The 15,999-nt window shown below is 70.4% G+C and carries 15 protein-coding genes, 1 CRISPR repeat array and 1 riboswitch; all 15 genes read left to right on the top strand.

The window, feature by feature from the left end; translation table 11 throughout:
• Window positions 1-69 precede the first annotated feature (69 nt).
• The 15 genes from cas7e to D451_RS0107500 all read left to right on the top strand — a co-directional run bounded on the left by cas7e (window position 70) and on the right by D451_RS0107500 (window position 15,653).
• A complete protein-coding gene (gene cas7e, locus D451_RS0107570; protein WP_017533974.1) occupies window positions 70-1,257 on the top strand; it encodes a type I-E CRISPR-associated protein Cas7/Cse4/CasC in 1,188 nt (395 codons plus the stop codon).
• Window positions 1,254-1,982 (top strand): type I-E CRISPR-associated protein Cas5/CasD, encoded by a 729-nt coding sequence (gene cas5e, locus D451_RS0107565; protein WP_017533973.1) that lies wholly within the window; start codon window positions 1,254-1,256, stop codon window positions 1,980-1,982. The genes cas7e and cas5e overlap by 4 nt, the downstream gene beginning before the upstream one ends.
• Complete coding sequence (cas6e, locus tag D451_RS0107560; protein ID WP_017533972.1) at window positions 1,982-2,731, top strand: type I-E CRISPR-associated protein Cas6/Cse3/CasE; 750 nt, start codon at window positions 1,982-1,984, stop codon at window positions 2,729-2,731. Before cas5e ends, cas6e begins: the two co-directional genes overlap by 1 nt.
• 2 nt (window positions 2,732-2,733) lie before the next feature.
• Window positions 2,734-3,666 carry a type I-E CRISPR-associated endonuclease Cas1e gene (gene cas1e, locus D451_RS0107555; protein WP_017533971.1) on the top strand — a complete coding sequence of 311 codons (933 nt, stop codon included), beginning with the start codon at window positions 2,734-2,736 and terminating at the stop codon, window positions 3,664-3,666.
• Window positions 3,663-4,016, top strand: coding sequence for a type I-E CRISPR-associated endoribonuclease Cas2e (gene cas2e, locus D451_RS0107550; RefSeq protein ID WP_017533970.1), 354 nt, complete (start codon window positions 3,663-3,665; stop codon window positions 4,014-4,016). The genes cas1e and cas2e overlap by 4 nt, the downstream gene beginning before the upstream one ends.
• Window positions 4,017-4,105: 89 nt before the next feature.
• A CRISPR array of direct repeats spans window positions 4,106-4,622; the repeat unit is 29 nt; unit sequence CTGCTCCCCACGCACGCGGGGGTGATCCC.
• Window positions 4,623-4,982: 360 nt separating this feature from the next.
• Window positions 4,983-5,810, top strand: coding sequence for an endo alpha-1,4 polygalactosaminidase (locus tag D451_RS0107545; RefSeq protein ID WP_017533969.1), 828 nt, complete (start codon window positions 4,983-4,985; stop codon window positions 5,808-5,810).
• Window positions 5,811-5,911: 101 nt separating this feature from the next.
• Window positions 5,912-6,024: riboswitch (SAM riboswitch) on the top strand.
• A gap of 79 nt (window positions 6,025-6,103) precedes the next feature.
• Complete coding sequence (locus D451_RS0107540; protein ID WP_017533968.1) at window positions 6,104-7,756, top strand: TIGR04028 family ABC transporter substrate-binding protein; 1,653 nt, start codon at window positions 6,104-6,106, stop codon at window positions 7,754-7,756.
• Between the two features lie 31 nt (window positions 7,757-7,787).
• On the top strand, window positions 7,788-8,729 hold the full coding sequence (locus D451_RS0107535) for an ABC transporter permease (protein WP_017533967.1): 942 nt from the start codon (window positions 7,788-7,790) through the stop codon (window positions 8,727-8,729).
• A complete protein-coding gene (locus D451_RS0107530; protein ID WP_017533966.1) occupies window positions 8,726-9,601 on the top strand; it encodes an ABC transporter permease in 876 nt (291 codons plus the stop codon). The genes D451_RS0107535 and D451_RS0107530 overlap by 4 nt, the downstream gene beginning before the upstream one ends.
• Entirely contained in the window at window positions 9,598-11,271 is a 1,674-nt protein-coding gene (locus D451_RS0107525; RefSeq protein ID WP_017533965.1) for a dipeptide ABC transporter ATP-binding protein, read from the top strand. The genes D451_RS0107530 and D451_RS0107525 overlap by 4 nt, the downstream gene beginning before the upstream one ends.
• A gap of 33 nt (window positions 11,272-11,304) precedes the next feature.
• Entirely contained in the window at window positions 11,305-12,321 is a 1,017-nt protein-coding gene (locus D451_RS0107520) for a putative FMN-dependent luciferase-like monooxygenase (RefSeq protein ID WP_017533964.1), read from the top strand.
• Between the two features lie 34 nt (window positions 12,322-12,355).
• Entirely contained in the window at window positions 12,356-12,961 is a 606-nt protein-coding gene (locus D451_RS0107515) for a CMD domain protein (RefSeq protein ID WP_017533963.1), read from the top strand.
• The gene (locus D451_RS0107510) at window positions 12,958-13,647 is read left to right on the top strand and encodes an alkylhydroperoxidase domain protein (RefSeq protein WP_017533962.1); all 690 of its coding nucleotides are present in this window, start codon (window positions 12,958-12,960) and stop codon (window positions 13,645-13,647) included. Before D451_RS0107515 ends, D451_RS0107510 begins: the two co-directional genes overlap by 4 nt.
• Window positions 13,644-14,291, top strand: coding sequence for a VOC family protein (locus tag D451_RS0107505; RefSeq protein WP_017533961.1), 648 nt, complete (start codon window positions 13,644-13,646; stop codon window positions 14,289-14,291). Before D451_RS0107510 ends, D451_RS0107505 begins: the two co-directional genes overlap by 4 nt.
• A 198-nt stretch (window positions 14,292-14,489) precedes the next feature.
• Window positions 14,490-15,653: an SDR family NAD(P)-dependent oxidoreductase gene (locus D451_RS0107500; protein WP_017533960.1), complete on the top strand. Its 1,164-nt coding sequence runs from the start codon at window positions 14,490-14,492 to the stop codon at window positions 15,651-15,653.
• The last annotated feature ends 346 nt before the right edge of the window (window positions 15,654-15,999 follow it).

Raw genomic sequence — 15,999 nt, 5'->3', positions numbered from 1 at the left:
GAGCCGGGGCCTCGAGCCCGCCGCACCAGCACTTCACAGACATCCGATAGAGAAGATGAGGACACCCCCATGAGCCGCACCATCCTCGACGTGCACGTGTTGCAGACCGTTCCGCCCAGCAACCTCAACCGTGATGACACAGGGACCCCCAAGACCGCCGTCTACGGTGGAGCTCGCCGTTCCAGGGTCTCCAGTCAGGCCTGGAAGCGCGCCACCCGGACCGCCTTCGGCTCCTTGCTCGACCCTCGTGAACTGGGTACGCGTACCAAGCGTGTCGCCGAACTCGTCTCCTCCCGTATCCGGGAGATCGAACCCTCCATCGAGGAGGCCGAGGCGCTCGCCCTCGCGGCGGAGACCATCCAGGTGGCCACCGGCTCCAAGATCGAGCCCCCCAAACGCAAGGTCGACGCCGCCAAGAAGAACGGCGACCCCGCGCCCGCGCCCGAGTCCGCCTACCTCATGTTCCTCAGCGCCCGCCAGCGCGAAGGCCTCGCGGAACTCGCGGTGGAGGGGCGTGAGGACATCAAGGCCTTCCTGAAGGAGAAGGAGAACAAGGCCCGGGCGAAGTCCATCGCCGACACCCACCACTCCGTCGACATCGCCCTGTTCGGTCGGATGGTCGCCGACGGGGCCGACATCAACGTCGACGCCGCGGCCCAGGTGGCGCACGCCATCAGCGTGCACGCGGTGGAGAACGAATCGGACTACTACACGGCGGTCGACGACAAGAATCCGGAGGAGGAGACCGGCGCCGGCATGATCGGCACCGTCGAGTTCAACTCCTCGACCTTGTACCGGTACGCGGCCGTGGACGTGGACCTGCTCCGTAGGAACCTGGGTGAGGGGCTGCGTGAGGACGAGCCGATCACCGAGCCGCTGCGCCGTGCCGTCGAGGCGTTCGTTCGTGGTTTCGTGGAATCGCTGCCCACCGGCAAGATCAACACCTTCGGTCATCACACCCTGCCCGACGCGGTCGTCGTGAAGCTGCGCGGTGCCCGCCCGATCAGCTTCGTGGGGGCCTTCGAGGAGCCGGTCGAGGCCGAGGCCGGTCACGTCGCCCAGGCCTGTGAACGCCTCGCCGAGTACGTGCCCCAGGTGGAGAAGGCGTTCGGGGCGAGCGACGACGTCGACACCTGGGTGGTCCGGGTCGGAGAGCGCACCGCCGAGCTCGCCGGGCTGGGCGAGGACGTCACCCTGCCGGAACTGGTCGAGCGGGTCGGCGCGGCCGTCGCGGGTCGACAGGCGTCGGCGGAATGAGTGCCACGCACACCCTGCCCCTGGTCCTGGCGGGGCCGCTCCAAGCGTGGGGATCCTCCTCTCGGTTCTCCCGGCGGGGTACGGAGAACTCCCCGACCAAGAGCGGTGTGATCGGGCTGCTCGCCGCGGCCTTGGGCAGAGAACGTGTAGCGGACCTGTCCGATCTGGTGGCGCTGCGCTACGGCGTCCGTGTGGATCAGCCTGGTGTGCGTGTACGCGACTACCAGACCGCCCATCACCAGGTCACCGGTGTCTCCATGCCGATCTCCGAGCGCTTCTACCAGGCCGACGCGGTGTACGTCGTCGCGCTGGAAGGGAACCCGGAACTGATCGGGGCGCTGTACTCCGCGGTGCGAAGCCCCGTCTACCTTCCCTACCTGGGACGGCGTTCCTGCCCGCCCTCACGCCCCCTCGACCTGTGCGAACCGGTCGCCGGAAGCGTCGAGGACGTGCTGCGCGACCAGCCGTGGCAGGCCTCGCAGTGGTATCGGTCGCGGCGTGCGGGGAGGGGGACGGTCGAGGTCGAGTTGGGCGTTCTGGTCGACGCCGAGCCCGGTGACGGTGGTGCCGACACCCTGCGCGATCTTCCGATCAGTTTCGATCCGAGGCACCGACGCTACGGTCTGCGGGCGGTCCGCTCCGGAGCGGTCACGGTGCCCGTCCCTCACGCGCACAGCCGAACGGCCCCCGATCACGACCCCCTTTCGGCCCTGGGAGCCAACTGATGTACCTGACCCGATTCCGTCTCAACACCCATCGTTCCGGCTCGCGCAGGCTGCTCTCCTCCCCACAGGCCATGCACGCGGCCGTACTGGGGGGTTTCCCCGGCCTGCTGCCGACCTCCCCGGTTCCCTCCGGTGCGGCGGCCGAGCCCGGTGGCCCCCGGGTTTTGTGGCGCGTGGACCGTAACGCCAAGGCCGAGGTCTTTCTATACATGGTGAGCCCGAGCCGCCCCGAGCTGACCCACATGGTGGAACAGGCGGGCTGGCCCAGGTCAGATCCGGAGACCTGGTGGAGCACACACGACTACACCGGGTTCCTGTCCCGGTTGGAGGCCGGGCAGACCTGGGGTTTTCGGCTCACCGCCAACCCCGTGCACAGTATTCGTCGCAAGGACGGTGAGGAGACCAAGCGCACCGCGCACGTGACCCCTCGCCACCAGGCCGGATGGTTGCTCAAACAGCAGGCGGGCCGGGGGTTCGAGGTGCTGCGTCGTGAGGGGACGGAACCGGCCCTGCCGGAGATCGACGGTTACGATCTGCTGGTGCATGGGCGCGACGACTCGGGGTTCGATAAGCCCGACCCGCGCCCGCACAGGAAGGGAGCACGCATGCGGGTCCCCGTGGTCACCGCCACCTTCGATGGGAGGCTGACCGTCACCGACCCCGAGGCCCTGCGGAGGGCTCTGTGCGCGGGGATCGGTCGGGCGAAGGCCTATGGGTGTGGTCTGATGACCCTGGCCCCGGTGAGGTGACGATGGCGACGGTGGGTAGACGTGCCGCGCTGAATCCGCGTGAACTGACCAGAGCGGAGGACCGGAGTTCCTTCGTCTACCTCGAGAGATGCGTGATCCATCGAGAGGACAACGCGATCACCGCGGAGGACGGCGAAGGCGTTCGCTACATTCCCGGCGCGACCATCGGAACCCTTCTCCTGGGGCCGGGGACACGGGTCACGCATCAGGCGATGGCGCTCTTGGGCGACAGCGGAGCGGGGGTCGTGTGGGTCGGTGAGAACGGGGTGCGCTACTACTCCGGAGGACGTTCCCTGACCCGTAGCTCGGCCTTGGTGGAGGCTCAGGCCAGGCTGTGGGCCAACAAGAGGAGTCGGCTCGACGTGGCGCGGGCGATGTACCTGAAGCGGTTCCCCGGGGAGAACGTGGAGGGACGGAGCCGCCGGGAGTTGCTGGGGATGGAGGGCGACCGGGTCAAAGCGGCCTACCGGGAACACTCCGCCCGGACCGGGGTCGAATGGAAAGGGAGAAGATACGTCCCCGGAAGATTCGACGAGGGGGACGCTCCGAACCAGGCGATCACCGCCGCGGCGCAGTGTTTCTACGGTGTGGCCCAGTCCGTGGTCGCGGCCCTGGGTTGCTGCCCGGGGCTGGGCTTCGTGCATTCGGGACACGAACAGTCGTTCGTGCTCGACGTGGCCGATCTGTACCGGGTCGAAGTGGCCGTACCGGTCGCCTTCGACGTGGCGGCGGAAGGGGATGAGGAGGTTGGAGCACGAACGCGGCGTGCCCTCCGCGACCGTATCCATGAGGAGGGGCTACTCGAGCGGTGTGTCGGGGACATCAAGGAGCTGCTGCTGCAGGGGAAGAAGGTCGAGGAGACGGACCGTGTGGGTCTCCGGACCGACCAGGGGCCGGACATCGAGTCGGGTAGGAACCTCGGGGTGATCTGGTGACGGTCATCATCCTCACGAACTGTCCGGCAGGACTGCGCGGCCATCTCACGAGATGGTTGTTGCAGATCGCCCCGAACGTGTTCATCGGCAAGCCCTCCGCGCGGGTCCGGGAGGTCTTGTGGGAGGAGGTCCGGCAGTACGCCGGCAATGGCAGGGCGCTGCTCGTGCATGCGACCGACAACGAGCAGGGGTTCGCCTTCGAGACCTTTGAACACAAGTGGAGGCCGGTGGATCACGAGGGAATGACCCTGATCCAGCGTCCCAAGGAGGGCGGGGGAGCTGCGACCGCCCCGGTTCCGGTGAAGAAGGGCTGGAGTAAGGCCTCGAAGAGGCGCCGGTTCGGCAGGTGAGGAGTGTGGGTGAATTGGTTCGTGTGTCTGAATTTCCACAACGTGCGGATTCGGGCCTATCCGGCTGATGAACGTGCAGGTCAACGAGGCTGCTCCCCACGCACGCGGGGGTGATCCCTCAACTGGCATGCCCCCAGAAGGTAGAACCCTCTGCTCCCCACGCACGCGGGGGTGATCCCAACCGCCTGGAGGAGACGAACACGCGCCTCCGCTGCTCCCCACGCACGCGGGGGTGATCCCTGCGACCCAACGATGAGAAGGAGCCCTGCGTGCTGCTCCCCACGCACGCGGGGGTGATCCCTGAGTCAGAGCACGCGGGGCCGTACGGCGGGCCTGCTCCCCACGCACGCGGGGGTGATCCCGGTACGGGGTGACGCCCCGTACCGCCTAAGCGCTGCTCCCCACGCACGCGGGGGTGATCCCGCCATCCCCGCCAAGGGAAGCGAGGTGTTCTACTGCTCCCCGCGCACGCGGGGGTGATCCCTCGGCGTAGAACTTCAGGTGCTCTGGATCGCGCTGCTCCCCGCGCACGCGGGGGTGATCCCGCGACTGGTGGCGCAACCGCGCGGCGGCTCTGCTGCTCCCCGCGCACGCGGGGGTGATCCCGCCTCCAGCGCACTGGTGAGCATGGCTCCGTCCTGCTCCCCGCGTACGCGGGGATGGCTCCCTGCTGTACGAGATGAGCGGTTCCGGGCCCGGTTGTCCTCCGTGTGCGGGAGTGTCCGGTCTTCCGCCGTGAAGTCGTGTCTCCAGCGTCCTTACGGTCCCCCGCGTACGCGGGGATGTCTCCAGGTGACATGCGAGATCGCGTGAGACCTGAGTGCTGTTCTCCGTCCGCGCGGAGATGGGATGGGCCTGTCCTAGGGGCGCGTGCGGGGCTTTGGCACAATGACGGGGTTCGGGGTGTCCGGAGGTCGTCGCGCTCCTTGATCGTGCCTCCTCCGCGGTGAAGGGGTGGGTCGAGGCATGGTTCGGGGTCGCGGGCGCGTCGCGGTGGTGTTCGGGGCGGTCGTCCTGGCGCTCTCGGGTGTGGGGTGCGCCCCCGAACGGGCGGTGGAGCTTCCTCCCGAAGGCGGCTTCGACTACCAATTGGGCGGCGCCTATCCGCCGCCCGAAGGGGTCACCACGGTGGTGCGCGACAGCACCGCCGAGCCCGCCCCCGGCCTGTACTCGGTCTGTTACGTCAACGGCTTCCAGACCCAGCCGGACGAGCTCGACCGCTGGCTCGAGGAGGATCCCGACCTGGTGCTCAGGGGTGAGGACGGCGAGCCGGTGGTGGACCCGGGCTGGCCGGACGAACGGATCCTGGACACCTCCACCGGCGAGCGCCGGGAGCGGATCGCCGAGATCCTCACCGAGACCATCGATCGATGCGCGGACGCCGGGTTCGACGCCGTCGAGTTCGACAACCTCGACTCGTATCTGCGTTCGGGTGAGGCTCTGACGGTCGACGACAACCTGGCTCTGGCCTCGGTCCTGGTCGGTGTCGCCCACGGGCGTGGTCTGGCCGCGGCGCAGAAGAACACGGCGGAGGAGACCGGTCGCGGCCATGACGAGGTGGGGTTCGACCTCGCCGTCACCGAGTCCTGCGCCGCGTGGCACGAGTGCGGCGCCTACACCAGGGTCTACGGTTCGGGGAACGTGCTCGCGGTGGAGTACCCCGAGGAGCTGGCGGAGGCCGCTCTCGACTTCGATGTGGTGTGCGCTGATCCCGAACGTCCGGATCGTGTGCTGTTGAGGGACGCGGCGCTGGTCCCCTCCTCCGACCCGGAGCATCTCTTCGAGGCCTGCTGAGAGCCGTGTGAACACGTTCTCCCCGAGGCTCGGCCCTCGGGTGGCGGGGGTCACTCGTCCCTTAAATCGAGTTTTCCTACCTGTATGATATGTTTTTGTCCGGTCAAGAGCTCCCGCCGTCTGGCTCGGCAGGCGGGACAGCAACCCTCGTACGGCGGTGGGGTGCTCCCGAGCAAGACCAGGCGCCCGCGACCGTCGGGCGCAAGTGCTATCCGACGCGGCGGGGACGTCCCCGCGAGAACCCGTGACTCCAACGGGCCCGCATCCCGGCCGTCGGTTTCGAGAGGAAGAACGTGTCCCACGCTCCCATCCCGTCACGTGCCCTGCTTCTGCCGACCGCGGCCGTACTCGCCCTTCTCACGGCCTGCGGATCCCCGGCCTCCTCCGGGGCCGGAGCCGACGGTGAACCCGTCCAGGGCGGCTCCCTCGTCTACCTGGAGTACCAGCCCCACGACAGCCTCTATCCGCCCGAGGCGGGCTTCTACCCCAACGGCGGACTGGTCAACAACATCGCCGACCGACTCGTCCACCAGGACCCCGAGACCCTGGAGTTCGAGCCCTGGATCGCCACCGATTGGGAGGTCGACGAGGACGCCACCGAGTACACCTTCACCCTGCGCGGCGACGTCACCTTCTCGGACGGCTCTCCGCTGGATGCGGAGGTCGTCGCCGCCAACTTCGACCTCTACGGGCTGGGCGATCAGGATCGCGCCCTCATCGTCTCCGAGGCGATCAACAACTACGAGAGCAGCGAGGTCCTGGACGAGAACACCGTCCGCTTCCACTTCGACGCCCCCTCGCCCGGGTTCCTCCAGGCCACCTCCACCATCAACTCCGGCCTGCTCTCCGCCGAGACCCTCGAACTGGCCCAGGAGGGCTTCAGCCCCGGCAACGCGACCGAGGTGATCGGCTCCGGCCCGTTCGTCGTCTCCGACGAGGAACTGGGCACCGGTCTCACCCTCACCGCCCGCGAGGACTACGCCTGGGCACCGGAGAGCTGGGAGAACCAGGGACGTCCCTACCTGGACGAGGTCCGGATCAACGTCACCCCCGAGGACAGTGTCCGAGTGGGGGCCCTGACCTCAGGACAGGCGCACGTCGCCCGTTACGTCCAGGCCCAGGACGAGGAGCGGGTCGAGGCGGCCGGTATCGAGATCCTCGCGCCGCAGACCAACGGGGTGAACAACAGTCTCAGCCTGCGGTTCGGCAACGAGATCCTCTCCGACCTGAAGGTGCGCCGGGCGCTGGTGGCCGGGATCGACCGCCAAGAGGTCGTGGACACGATCTACACGGACCACTACCCGCCGGCGACCTCCACGCTCAGTAGCACCGCCCAGGGCTACGCGGACCAGTCCGAGTACCTGGAGTACGACCCCGAACGCGCCGAGGAGCTCTTGGAGGAGGCCGGCTGGACCGTCGGATCCGACGGGATCCGGGAGAAGGACGGGGAACGGCTCTCCCTGGTGGTCAACGAGGCCGCCCCGCAGCCGCGCTCCTTCGAGACCCTGACGTTGGTCGGCCGGCAGCTGGCCGGGATCGGGGTCGATCTCCAGATCCTGGCGGCCGACGCGGGCACCTACACCGAGGCGATCAACGACCCCGACCAGGTGCAGCTCTACCACTCGATGGTGGGCCGGGCCGACCACGACGTCATCAAGAGCCAGTACCACTCCCGGAACCGCAACACCCTGCTCAACCGTGACCCCAAGGGCGACTCCGTCGAGGACGAGAGGCTGGAGGAGCTGCTGGAGGCGGTGGCCTCCACCGCCGACCCCGAGGAGCGCGACGAGGCGAGCGCGGAGGCGCAGCGCTACCTCTCGGAGCAGGCCTACGTCATCCCGCTGTTCGAGGAGCCGCAGGTCTACGGCGTGGCCCCGAGCGTGCACGGGATCGGTTTCGAATCCGTCGCCCGCCCCTCCTTCCAGGGCGTCTGGCTGAGTGAGTAACGGTCCCCGGACTCAGTGAGGAGGAGCTCGTATGCGTTACGTACTCCGACGGGTCGGACAGGCCGTGGTGGTGCTGTTCGCCGCGTTCACCGCGGCGTTCGTCCTCCTCCAGGCCATGCCCGGCGACGCCGTCATGATCAGGTTCGAGAACCCCGAACTGGGGCTGTCTCCGGAACAGATCGCCGCCCTGCGCGAGGCCTACGGTGTGGACGTCCCCGCCCACCGACAGTTCCTCCACACCCTCCTGGGCTTTCTGAGGGGGGACTTCGGCTACTCGGTCCAGAGCGGTACGCCGGTGAGCCGGATGATCGCCGAGGCCCTGCCGGGCACGCTCCTGCTGGCCTCGCTGGGGTTCGTCGTGGCGGTGATCCTCGCCGTGGGGATCGCCTTCCTGTCGACCTATCCGCGGCTCTCCTGGATCCGCGGCGCCCTGCGGGCCCTGCCGTCGCTGTTCGTCTCGGTCCCGGTGTTCTGGCTCGGCATCCTGTTGGTCCAGGTGTTCTCCTTCCGGCTCGGCCTGGTGTCGGTGATCGCGCCGGGGCCGGTGGAGGGGCTGATCCTGCCGGTCCTGACCCTGGCGGTCCCGATCTCGGCGCCCCTGGCCCAGATCCTCGTGCGGAGCATCGACGAGGTGTACACCCGGCCCTTCGTCACCGTGGTGCGGTCCCGAGGAGCGGGCCACCACCGGGTGTTGTGGCGCGATGTCGCCGGGAACGCCCTGCTGCCCGCGTTGACCATGGCGGGCGTGCTGTTCGGTGAGCTGATCGGCGGCGCCGTGGTCACCGAGACCGTGTTCGGTCGGGCCGGTCTCGGCCGGCTCACCGAACAGGCGGTCGGCAACCAGGACGTGGCGGTCCTCCAGGCCGTCGTCCTGCTCACCGCCACCGTGTTCGTCCTGATCAACCTGTGCGTGGACCTGCTCTACCCCCTGCTGGATCCGCGCTTGAGAACGAAGGCGGGTGCGGCCGCGTGAACCCGAACACCTCGACCCGATCCGCGACGGTCACGGGATCGGTCCCGGCCCGCCCGAGCGCCCTCGAACGGCTGCGGCGGGTGGACGTGGGCACCGCCCTGGCCTGGCTGGTCGTCCTCGTGGCGGTGGCCTGGGCCTTGGCCCCGGGCCTGTTCACCTCCGCCGACCCGGTCGCCGGGGTCGCGGCCGACGCCCTGCGCCCTCCGGACGCCGAGTACCCGTTCGGTACCGACGCCACCGGCCGTGACGTGTTCGCCCGGGTGGTGTACGGCTCGGTCCACTCGCTCTCCGGGGCCCTGATCGCGGTCACCGTCGGGTTGGTGGCGGGCACGCTGATCGGCGCCGTCGCCGGGACCGTGGGCGGTCTGGTGGAGGACGTCCTGATGCGGGTGGTCGACGTCCTGTTGGCCGTTCCCTCGCTGCTGCTGTCGCTGAGCGTGGTGATCGTGTTGGGCTTCGGCACCGCCCAGATCGCCTTCGCGGTGGGCGTGGCGGGTGTCGCCGCCTTCGCCCGGCTGGCCCGTTCCGAGGTGGTGCGGGTGCGCGCCACCGACTACGTGGAGGCCGCCTACGCCGGCGGGGGCCGTTTCCTCACGGTGTTGTGGCGGCACGTGCTGCCCAACTCCCTGACCGCGGTGGCGGCCCTGGCGGCGCTCCAGTTCGGCACCGCGATCCTGGCCATCTCCACCCTCGGATTCCTGGGCTACGGCGCCCCGCCGCCCACCCCCGAGTGGGGGCTGATGATCGCCGAGGGGCGCGACTACGTGGCCACCTCCTGGTGGCTCACCACCCTTCCCGGCCTGGTCGTCGTCGCGGTCGTGTTGTCCGCGAACCGGATCAGCGCCTCGATCGCACGACGGGGGAGAGCATGACCCGCAACCGATCCGACGTCTCCGACCCGGACGGCACCACACCGGTGCTGGAGGTCGAGGACCTCACCGTCGCCTACACCTCTCGCCACGTGGAGACCCCGGTCCTGCACGGCGTCTCCCTGACCGTCCATCCCGGCGAGGTGGTCGCGGTGGTCGGCGAGTCCGGTTCCGGAAAGAGCACCACCGCGCAGGCCGTCATCGGTCTCCTGCCCGACAACGGACGGGTGACCGGTGGCCGGATCCGCCTCAACGGCACCGACATCACCTCGTGGAGCGACAGGCGGATGGAGTCGGTGCGGGGGAGAAGGGTGGGACTCGTCCCGCAGGACCCCGGCACCTCACTCAACCCCGTCAAGCGGATCGGGGACGCGATCGCCGAGGTCATGCGGATCCACCGATGGGCCGACGAACGGCGGATCCGCGCCCGGGTGCTCGAACTCCTGGAACGCGTGGGCATCCCCGATCCGGAACGTCGGGCCCGCCAGTACCCGCACGAACTCTCCGGGGGCATGCGTCAACGCGTCCTCATCGCCGCGGCGATCGCCCTGCGCCCGGAGCTGATCATCGCCGACGAGGCCACCAGCGCCCTCGACGTCACCGTGCAGCGGACCGTCCTCGACCTGATCGACGAACTCAGAACGGAGGACGGCACGTCGGTCCTGTTCATCACCCACGACCTCGCGGTGGCCTCCGACCGGGCGGACCGGGTGGTGGTGCTCGAAGGCGGTCGCGTCCGGGAGGCCGGCGACACGGCGACGGTGCTGTCCACACCGGGCCACGCCTACACCCGGCGGCTGGTCGCCGACGCCCCCGCCCTGAACGGCGCGGGGCACCGCACCGCCGAACGGACCGCCGCCCTGCTCGCCGAACGGGCCGACCTGCCACCGGCGATCGCCGTCACGGACCTGGTGCAGGAGTTCGGAACCCGCCGGGACCGGTTCCGCGCCGTGGACGGGGTCTCCTTCACGGTGACGCCGGGCACCACCCACGCGATCGTGGGGGAGTCCGGCTCGGGCAAGACCACCACCGCCCGCGCCGTCATGGGCTTTCGCCGCCCCACCTCCGGCGAGGTGTCGGTCGGGGGAACGGAGATCGGCCCGCTCCGGGGCAGGGGCCTGCGCGACCTGCGCCGTCGGCTCCAGATGGTCTACCAGAACCCCTACGGCTCGCTCGATCCCCGGCGGACGGTCGGCTCCATCGTCGCCGAACCCCTGGTCAACTACCGGATCGGTGACAGAGCCGAACGCGCGCGCACGGTCGCCGAGTTCCTGGAGCGGGTCGCGCTCCCGACGCACCTGAGCGACCGTCGACCCCGGGAACTCTCCGGCGGCCAGCGCCAACGCGTGGCCATCGCCCGAGCCCTGGTGCTGCGACCCGAGGTCGTGGTCCTGGACGAACCCGTCTCGGCGCTCGACGTCACCGTCCAGGCGCAGATCCTCGACCTGCTCGAACGACTCCAGGAGGATCTGGGACTGACCTACCTGTTCATCTCGCACGACCTCGCGGTGGTGCGGCGCCTCTCGCACACCCTGTCGGTGATGCGCGGCGGTCGGGTGGTGGAGTCCGGCGTGACCGAGAAGGTCTTCGCCGATCCCCGCCACGAGTACACGCGCGGCCTCATCGAGGCCATCCCCGGCCGTCGGGAGCCCGCGCTCCCGGCCCGCCCCTGAACCATCCGCGACGACATCACAAGGAGCACGGCCATGCCCGAACAGCTCGGTTTCTTCACCCGGGTGCTGGACGACGCGCCCCCGGCGGAACGCTACCGTCTGGCCCTCGAACAGATCCGGCACGCCGAGGCCCTCGGCTACGACAGCGCCTGGGTCGCCCAGCACCACTTCGACGGGGACGAGGGCGGCCTGCCCTCGCCCCTGGTGTTCCTGGCCCGGGCCGCGGCCCGGACCGAACGGATCCGGTTGGGGACCGGCGTGGTCACCCTGCCACTGGAGGACCCGATCCGGGTGGCCGAGGACGCCTCCGTCCTGGATCTGCTCAGCGAGGGACGCCTGGAGGTGGGGATCGGCTCCGGAGGGACCCCCTCCACCTTCCCCAGCTTCGGGGTGGAGTTCACCGAACGGCGCGAGGTGTTCGCCCGCAAACGCGAGGCGCTCCTCGCGGCGCTGGCGGGGGAGGCCTTCGACGGCACCTCGAACCGGCTCCATCCGGCCCGGCCCGAGCTCCTGGAACGGCTCTGGTTCGCCACCTTCTCCAGCCCGCTCGCGGTGACGGCCGCCGAACGCGGCGACGGGTTGATGCTCTCGCGCACCCAGCCCCGCCCGGCCGAGGCGCCCGAGACCACGCTGTGGGACATCCAGAACCCCATCATCGACGCCTACCTGGACCATCTGGCGCCGGGGGCGGCTCCCCGGATCAGCGTGGCCCGGACCCTGTTCGTCGCCGACGACCGACAGGAGGCGCTCCGTCTGGCCGAACACGGCTACCGCAACACCCGCTTCGCCCGCTCCACCCTCGGCGACGAGGTCGACCGGCTGCCGGTGGAAGAGCTCCTGGCCCGGCTGGACGCCCACGTCGGTACCCCGGAGGACGTCCTGGAGTCGCTCTCCCGGGACACCGCGCTCCGGCGCGCCACCCACCTGTCCTTCCAGGTCCACTCGGTGGATCCGCCGCACGAGTACGTGCTGCGCTCCATGGAGCTCATCGCCACCCGGGTCGCCCCCGAGCTCGGCTGGACCCGGAACGACATCGATCTCGGCGCCTGACCCGCCGACGAACCCATTCCTCGAAGGAGGCCACATGACGGACGATCTCGTCGACCGTCTGCTCGACATCACGCCCGGAAGTCCCCTGGACCGTGTGCGGGCCGCCCGGCCCGAGGCCCGGGCCAACGCCCGGCTCAGCCACCGGGCCCTGATCGAACCCGCCGACCCGGGCGGCGTCCCTCACGCGACACGCGCGCTCATCGCCGTCTTCGTGGCGACCCTGCACGAGGCCTCCCGGCTCGGTGACCACTATGAAGGCCTGGCCCGGGAACGGGCCGGAGACGACGCCGCGAACACGGTCGTCGCCCTGGGGGAGTGGGCGCGGGCCCACGGACCCGCCGGTCGCCACCGCGAGGACGGCCTGGTGGACGAGTCCACCGACGGACCGACCCTGACGGTGTCCGACCCCGAACGCGCCCTGCTCGGCGAGGCCGTGGCCACCGCGTTGGAACACGCCCACCTGCTCGTACTGCGTCCCCGTGAGGCCGGACCGGACGACCTGCGCGCCCTGGCCGCCGCCGGATGGACCACCACCGACATCGTCACCCTCTCCCAGCTCGTCTCCTTCCTGGCCTTCCAGATCCGGCTGGTCCACGGGCTGGAGGCCCTCTCCACGCGAACGGAGGACGCCCGATCGTGAACGCCGTACCCGAGAACACCGTCGCGACCGCTCCCGACCTCGTCACCGAGCACCCCGACTCCCGTCGGCCCGAGCACTTCACCCGCTCGACCGTGGGCTGGCTGCCCTGGCTCGCGCCCCTGACCGAGGACGAACTGACCCCGCGCCACCGAGAGGCCCTGGTCGAGGAATCCAGGGCCCGGATGCCCTACTTCGCGCTGCTGGTCCGCGACCCGGACGCCCTGGAGGCGCGGACCCGCACCGACTTCGACATCTTCCACAACACCGAGGGCGGACTGCCCCGGGCCGAACGCGAGCTCGCCGCGGCCGCGGTGTCCCGGTTCAACGGCTGCGTGTTCTGCGCCTCCGTGCACGCGCGCCTGGCCGCCCGCTTCTCCTCCCGGGGCGAGGACGTCGACCGCCTGCTGGCCGAGGGCGTGGACACCGACACCGGCGACCGGCTCTGGAACGCCGTGGTCCGCGCGGCGGTCGCCCTGTCCCGGACCCCCGTGGAGTTCGGCCCCGAGCACGTGGACGAGCTGCGGGCCCACGGGCTGTCCGACATCGAGATCGGCGACGTGATCAACAGCGCGTCCTTCTTCAACTGGGCCAACCGGCTCATGCTCTCCTTGGGGGAGCCCGTACATCCGCACGACCGGCCCGGCCGTACGGCCTCGGGCCGTGCGACCCCGGAGGGAGACCGATGAGCATCCCCGCCACCCTCGACCACCTGGTCTACGCCGTCCCGGACCTGGAGACCGCCCTACCGGCCTTCGCGGACCTCTCGGGGGTCGCTCCGGTCCGGGGCGGAAGCCACCCGGTCGGTTCGGCCAACGCCCTGATCGCCCTCACCGTGGACGGACGGCGGGTGCCCCACTACCTGGAGATCGTCGGCCCCGACCCGGAGCGGGCCGACCCCGGTCCGGTGCCGGTGTTCGGCCTGGCCACGCTGGACCACCCCCACCTGGCCACGTTCGCGGTCCGGGTCGAAGGCGACCTGGAGGCCGCGGTGGAACGCGCCCGAGCGGTCGGGCACGACCCGGGAGACGTCGAACCATGGTCCCGGACCACCCCCGAAGGGTCGGTCCTGCGCTGGCTGCTGGCCAAACGGGAGGCCGACCACTACCCGGCCCCGGTCCCCTTCCTCATCGACTGGGGCGACACCCCGCAGCCGGGGCTGGGGGACCTGCCCGCCCTGGAGTTGGTGTCCCTGCGCGCCGAGCATCCCGACCCCGACTCCCTGTCCCCGGTCCTGTCCGCCCTCGGAGTGGACCTGGAGGTCGTCCGAGGGGACGCCCCTTCGCTGGAGGCGGTCCTGCGCGGCCCCGAAGGAGAGTTCGTCCTGCGCTGATCCGGGCCCGGTGGGGGTTCGAGGGACCCGGGCCGTCCCAAGGCGAAGGCCCGGGTTCTCCATCTCTTCCCAGACACGGTTTTCTCCCACGGAGCACCGGGTAACTGTGTCCCCACATCCCCCACCGACGCACTCGACCCGAACAGGGGAGTACATGGGACGGACCCATCGACGCGCACGCGCCGCAGGGGAGCACCGATGCGAGGTCTGAGGACGACCCTGACCCTGGCCGGAGCCCGGTGGTTGTGGAGACGCCACCGCCGCTCACGGGAGTCGACACCGGTGTCCGCGGGTCGGAGCGGGGCGGAGCTCCTCGCCTGGGGAGCGGCCGCGGCCGCCCTCGGGGCCGGTGCCTCCGCCCTGTCCGAACGCCGTCGCGCCCGACGGATGAACGGCCGGGTCGTGCTCGTCACCGGAGGGTCGCGCGGCCTCGGTCTCCAGCTGGCCCGGGAGTTCGGGGCCGGTGGGGCCTCGGTGGTGATCTGCGCCCGAGGACGGGAGGATCTGGACCGGGCGGTCGCCGAGCTCACCGGCCGCGGTGTGGAGGCCCTCGGCGTGGTCTGCGACGTCACCGACCCGGAGGCGGTCGACTCCCTGCTCGACGACGCGGTCGAGCGTTTCGGCCGGTTGGACGTGGTGGTCAACAGCGCCGGGATCATGCGGGTCGGCCCCCAGAGGACCCTGCCCGACGACGCCTTCGTCCAGGCCATGGACGTCATGTTCTGGGGCCCCTTCCACCTGTCCCGCGCCGCGATGGAGAGGATGCGCGGACGAGGCGGCACCATCGTCAACATCACCTCCATCGGCGCCTACCTGTCGGTGCCGCACCTGCTGCCGTACTCGGCCGCCAAGCACGCCTGGGCGGCGCTGTCCGAGGGCATGGCCGCCGAGTCCGGGGGGAGCGGGGTCCGTGTGGTCACCGTCGTTCCGGGGCTGATGCGCACCGGTTCGCACCGCGGGGTGGTCTTCAGTGGAAACCCCGAACGCGAGTACGCGTGGTTCGCGCTGGCCGCTGGCGCCCCGCTGCTCAGTGTGAGCGCCGAACGCGCCGCCCGGCGCATCGTGGCCGCCGCCGCGAGCGGACGCGGCTTCCTGGTGATCTCGCCGATCGCCAGGATCGGCCTGGCCGTCCACGGAGTGGCCCCGGGCCTCACCCAGGCGGGTATGCGTCTTGTAGGGCGACTGTTGCCGGGCGCCCCCGAACGCGTGGAGGAACGTTCCGGATCCGAGGCCGCCGACAGCCGGATCGGACGTCTGGTCGGTGTCGTCGCCGCGCTCAACGAGAGGGCCGGCAGGCGGATGAACCAGAGCTCGCGGGCGGAGGAACGTCGGCGGGACGTCGACAGTGGAAAGGACGGGTGATGGCGCGAGGCCCGATACGAGGGGCGAGAGTACGCGCGACGACCGGTATCGAGAGGAGGTGATCCGCATGAGCGCCCTCCATCCGGATCTGAGACAGCCCGATCCCATGCCTCCGGATCCGTTCCCGCCGGCTCCGATGCCGCCGGGGCCGGTCCCTCCGGAGCCGAGTCCGCTGCCGGACCCCGAGCCAGGCCCTCCAGGCCCGGTCCCCGACCCTCCGGGGCCCGAACCCGAGCCGGAGCCCGCCTGACCGGACGGGGCCGATGAGGGGCACGCGCCTTCCCGGGCGGGCCCCGGGAGGGCGCGTGCCCGGTATGATCACGTTGGGTCACGCCTCTTGACGTTT

The sequence above is a fragment of the Nocardiopsis alba DSM 43377 genome (assembly GCF_000341225.1).
GTDB classification, from domain to species: Bacteria; Actinomycetota; Actinomycetes; order Streptosporangiales; family Streptosporangiaceae; genus Nocardiopsis; species Nocardiopsis alba.
This window is presented reverse-complemented; position numbering and strand designations above follow the sequence as displayed.

Excerpts from the sequence above, each read along its gene's own strand:
- D451_RS0107500 (WP_017533960.1), top strand. The coding sequence starts at position 14,490 with ATGCGAGGTCTGAGGACGACCCTGACCCTGGCCGGAGCCCGGTGGTTG.
- cas5e (WP_017533973.1), top strand. The coding sequence starts at position 1,254 with ATGAGTGCCACGCACACCCTGCCCCTGGTCCTGGCGGGGCCGCTCCAA.
- D451_RS0107545 (WP_017533969.1), top strand. The coding sequence starts at position 4,983 with ATGGTTCGGGGTCGCGGGCGCGTCGCGGTGGTGTTCGGGGCGGTCGTC.
- D451_RS0107535 (WP_017533967.1), top strand. The coding sequence starts at position 7,788 with ATGCGTTACGTACTCCGACGGGTCGGACAGGCCGTGGTGGTGCTGTTC.
- cas7e (WP_017533974.1), top strand. The coding sequence starts at position 70 with ATGAGCCGCACCATCCTCGACGTGCACGTGTTGCAGACCGTTCCGCCC.
- D451_RS0107505 (WP_017533961.1), top strand. The coding sequence starts at position 13,644 with ATGAGCATCCCCGCCACCCTCGACCACCTGGTCTACGCCGTCCCGGAC.
- D451_RS0107525 (WP_017533965.1), top strand. The coding sequence starts at position 9,598 with ATGACCCGCAACCGATCCGACGTCTCCGACCCGGACGGCACCACACCG.
- cas1e (WP_017533971.1), top strand. The coding sequence starts at position 2,734 with ATGGCGACGGTGGGTAGACGTGCCGCGCTGAATCCGCGTGAACTGACC.
- D451_RS0107520 (WP_017533964.1), top strand. The coding sequence starts at position 11,305 with ATGCCCGAACAGCTCGGTTTCTTCACCCGGGTGCTGGACGACGCGCCC.
- cas6e (WP_017533972.1), top strand. The coding sequence starts at position 1,982 with ATGTACCTGACCCGATTCCGTCTCAACACCCATCGTTCCGGCTCGCGC.
- D451_RS0107515 (WP_017533963.1), top strand. The coding sequence starts at position 12,356 with ATGACGGACGATCTCGTCGACCGTCTGCTCGACATCACGCCCGGAAGT.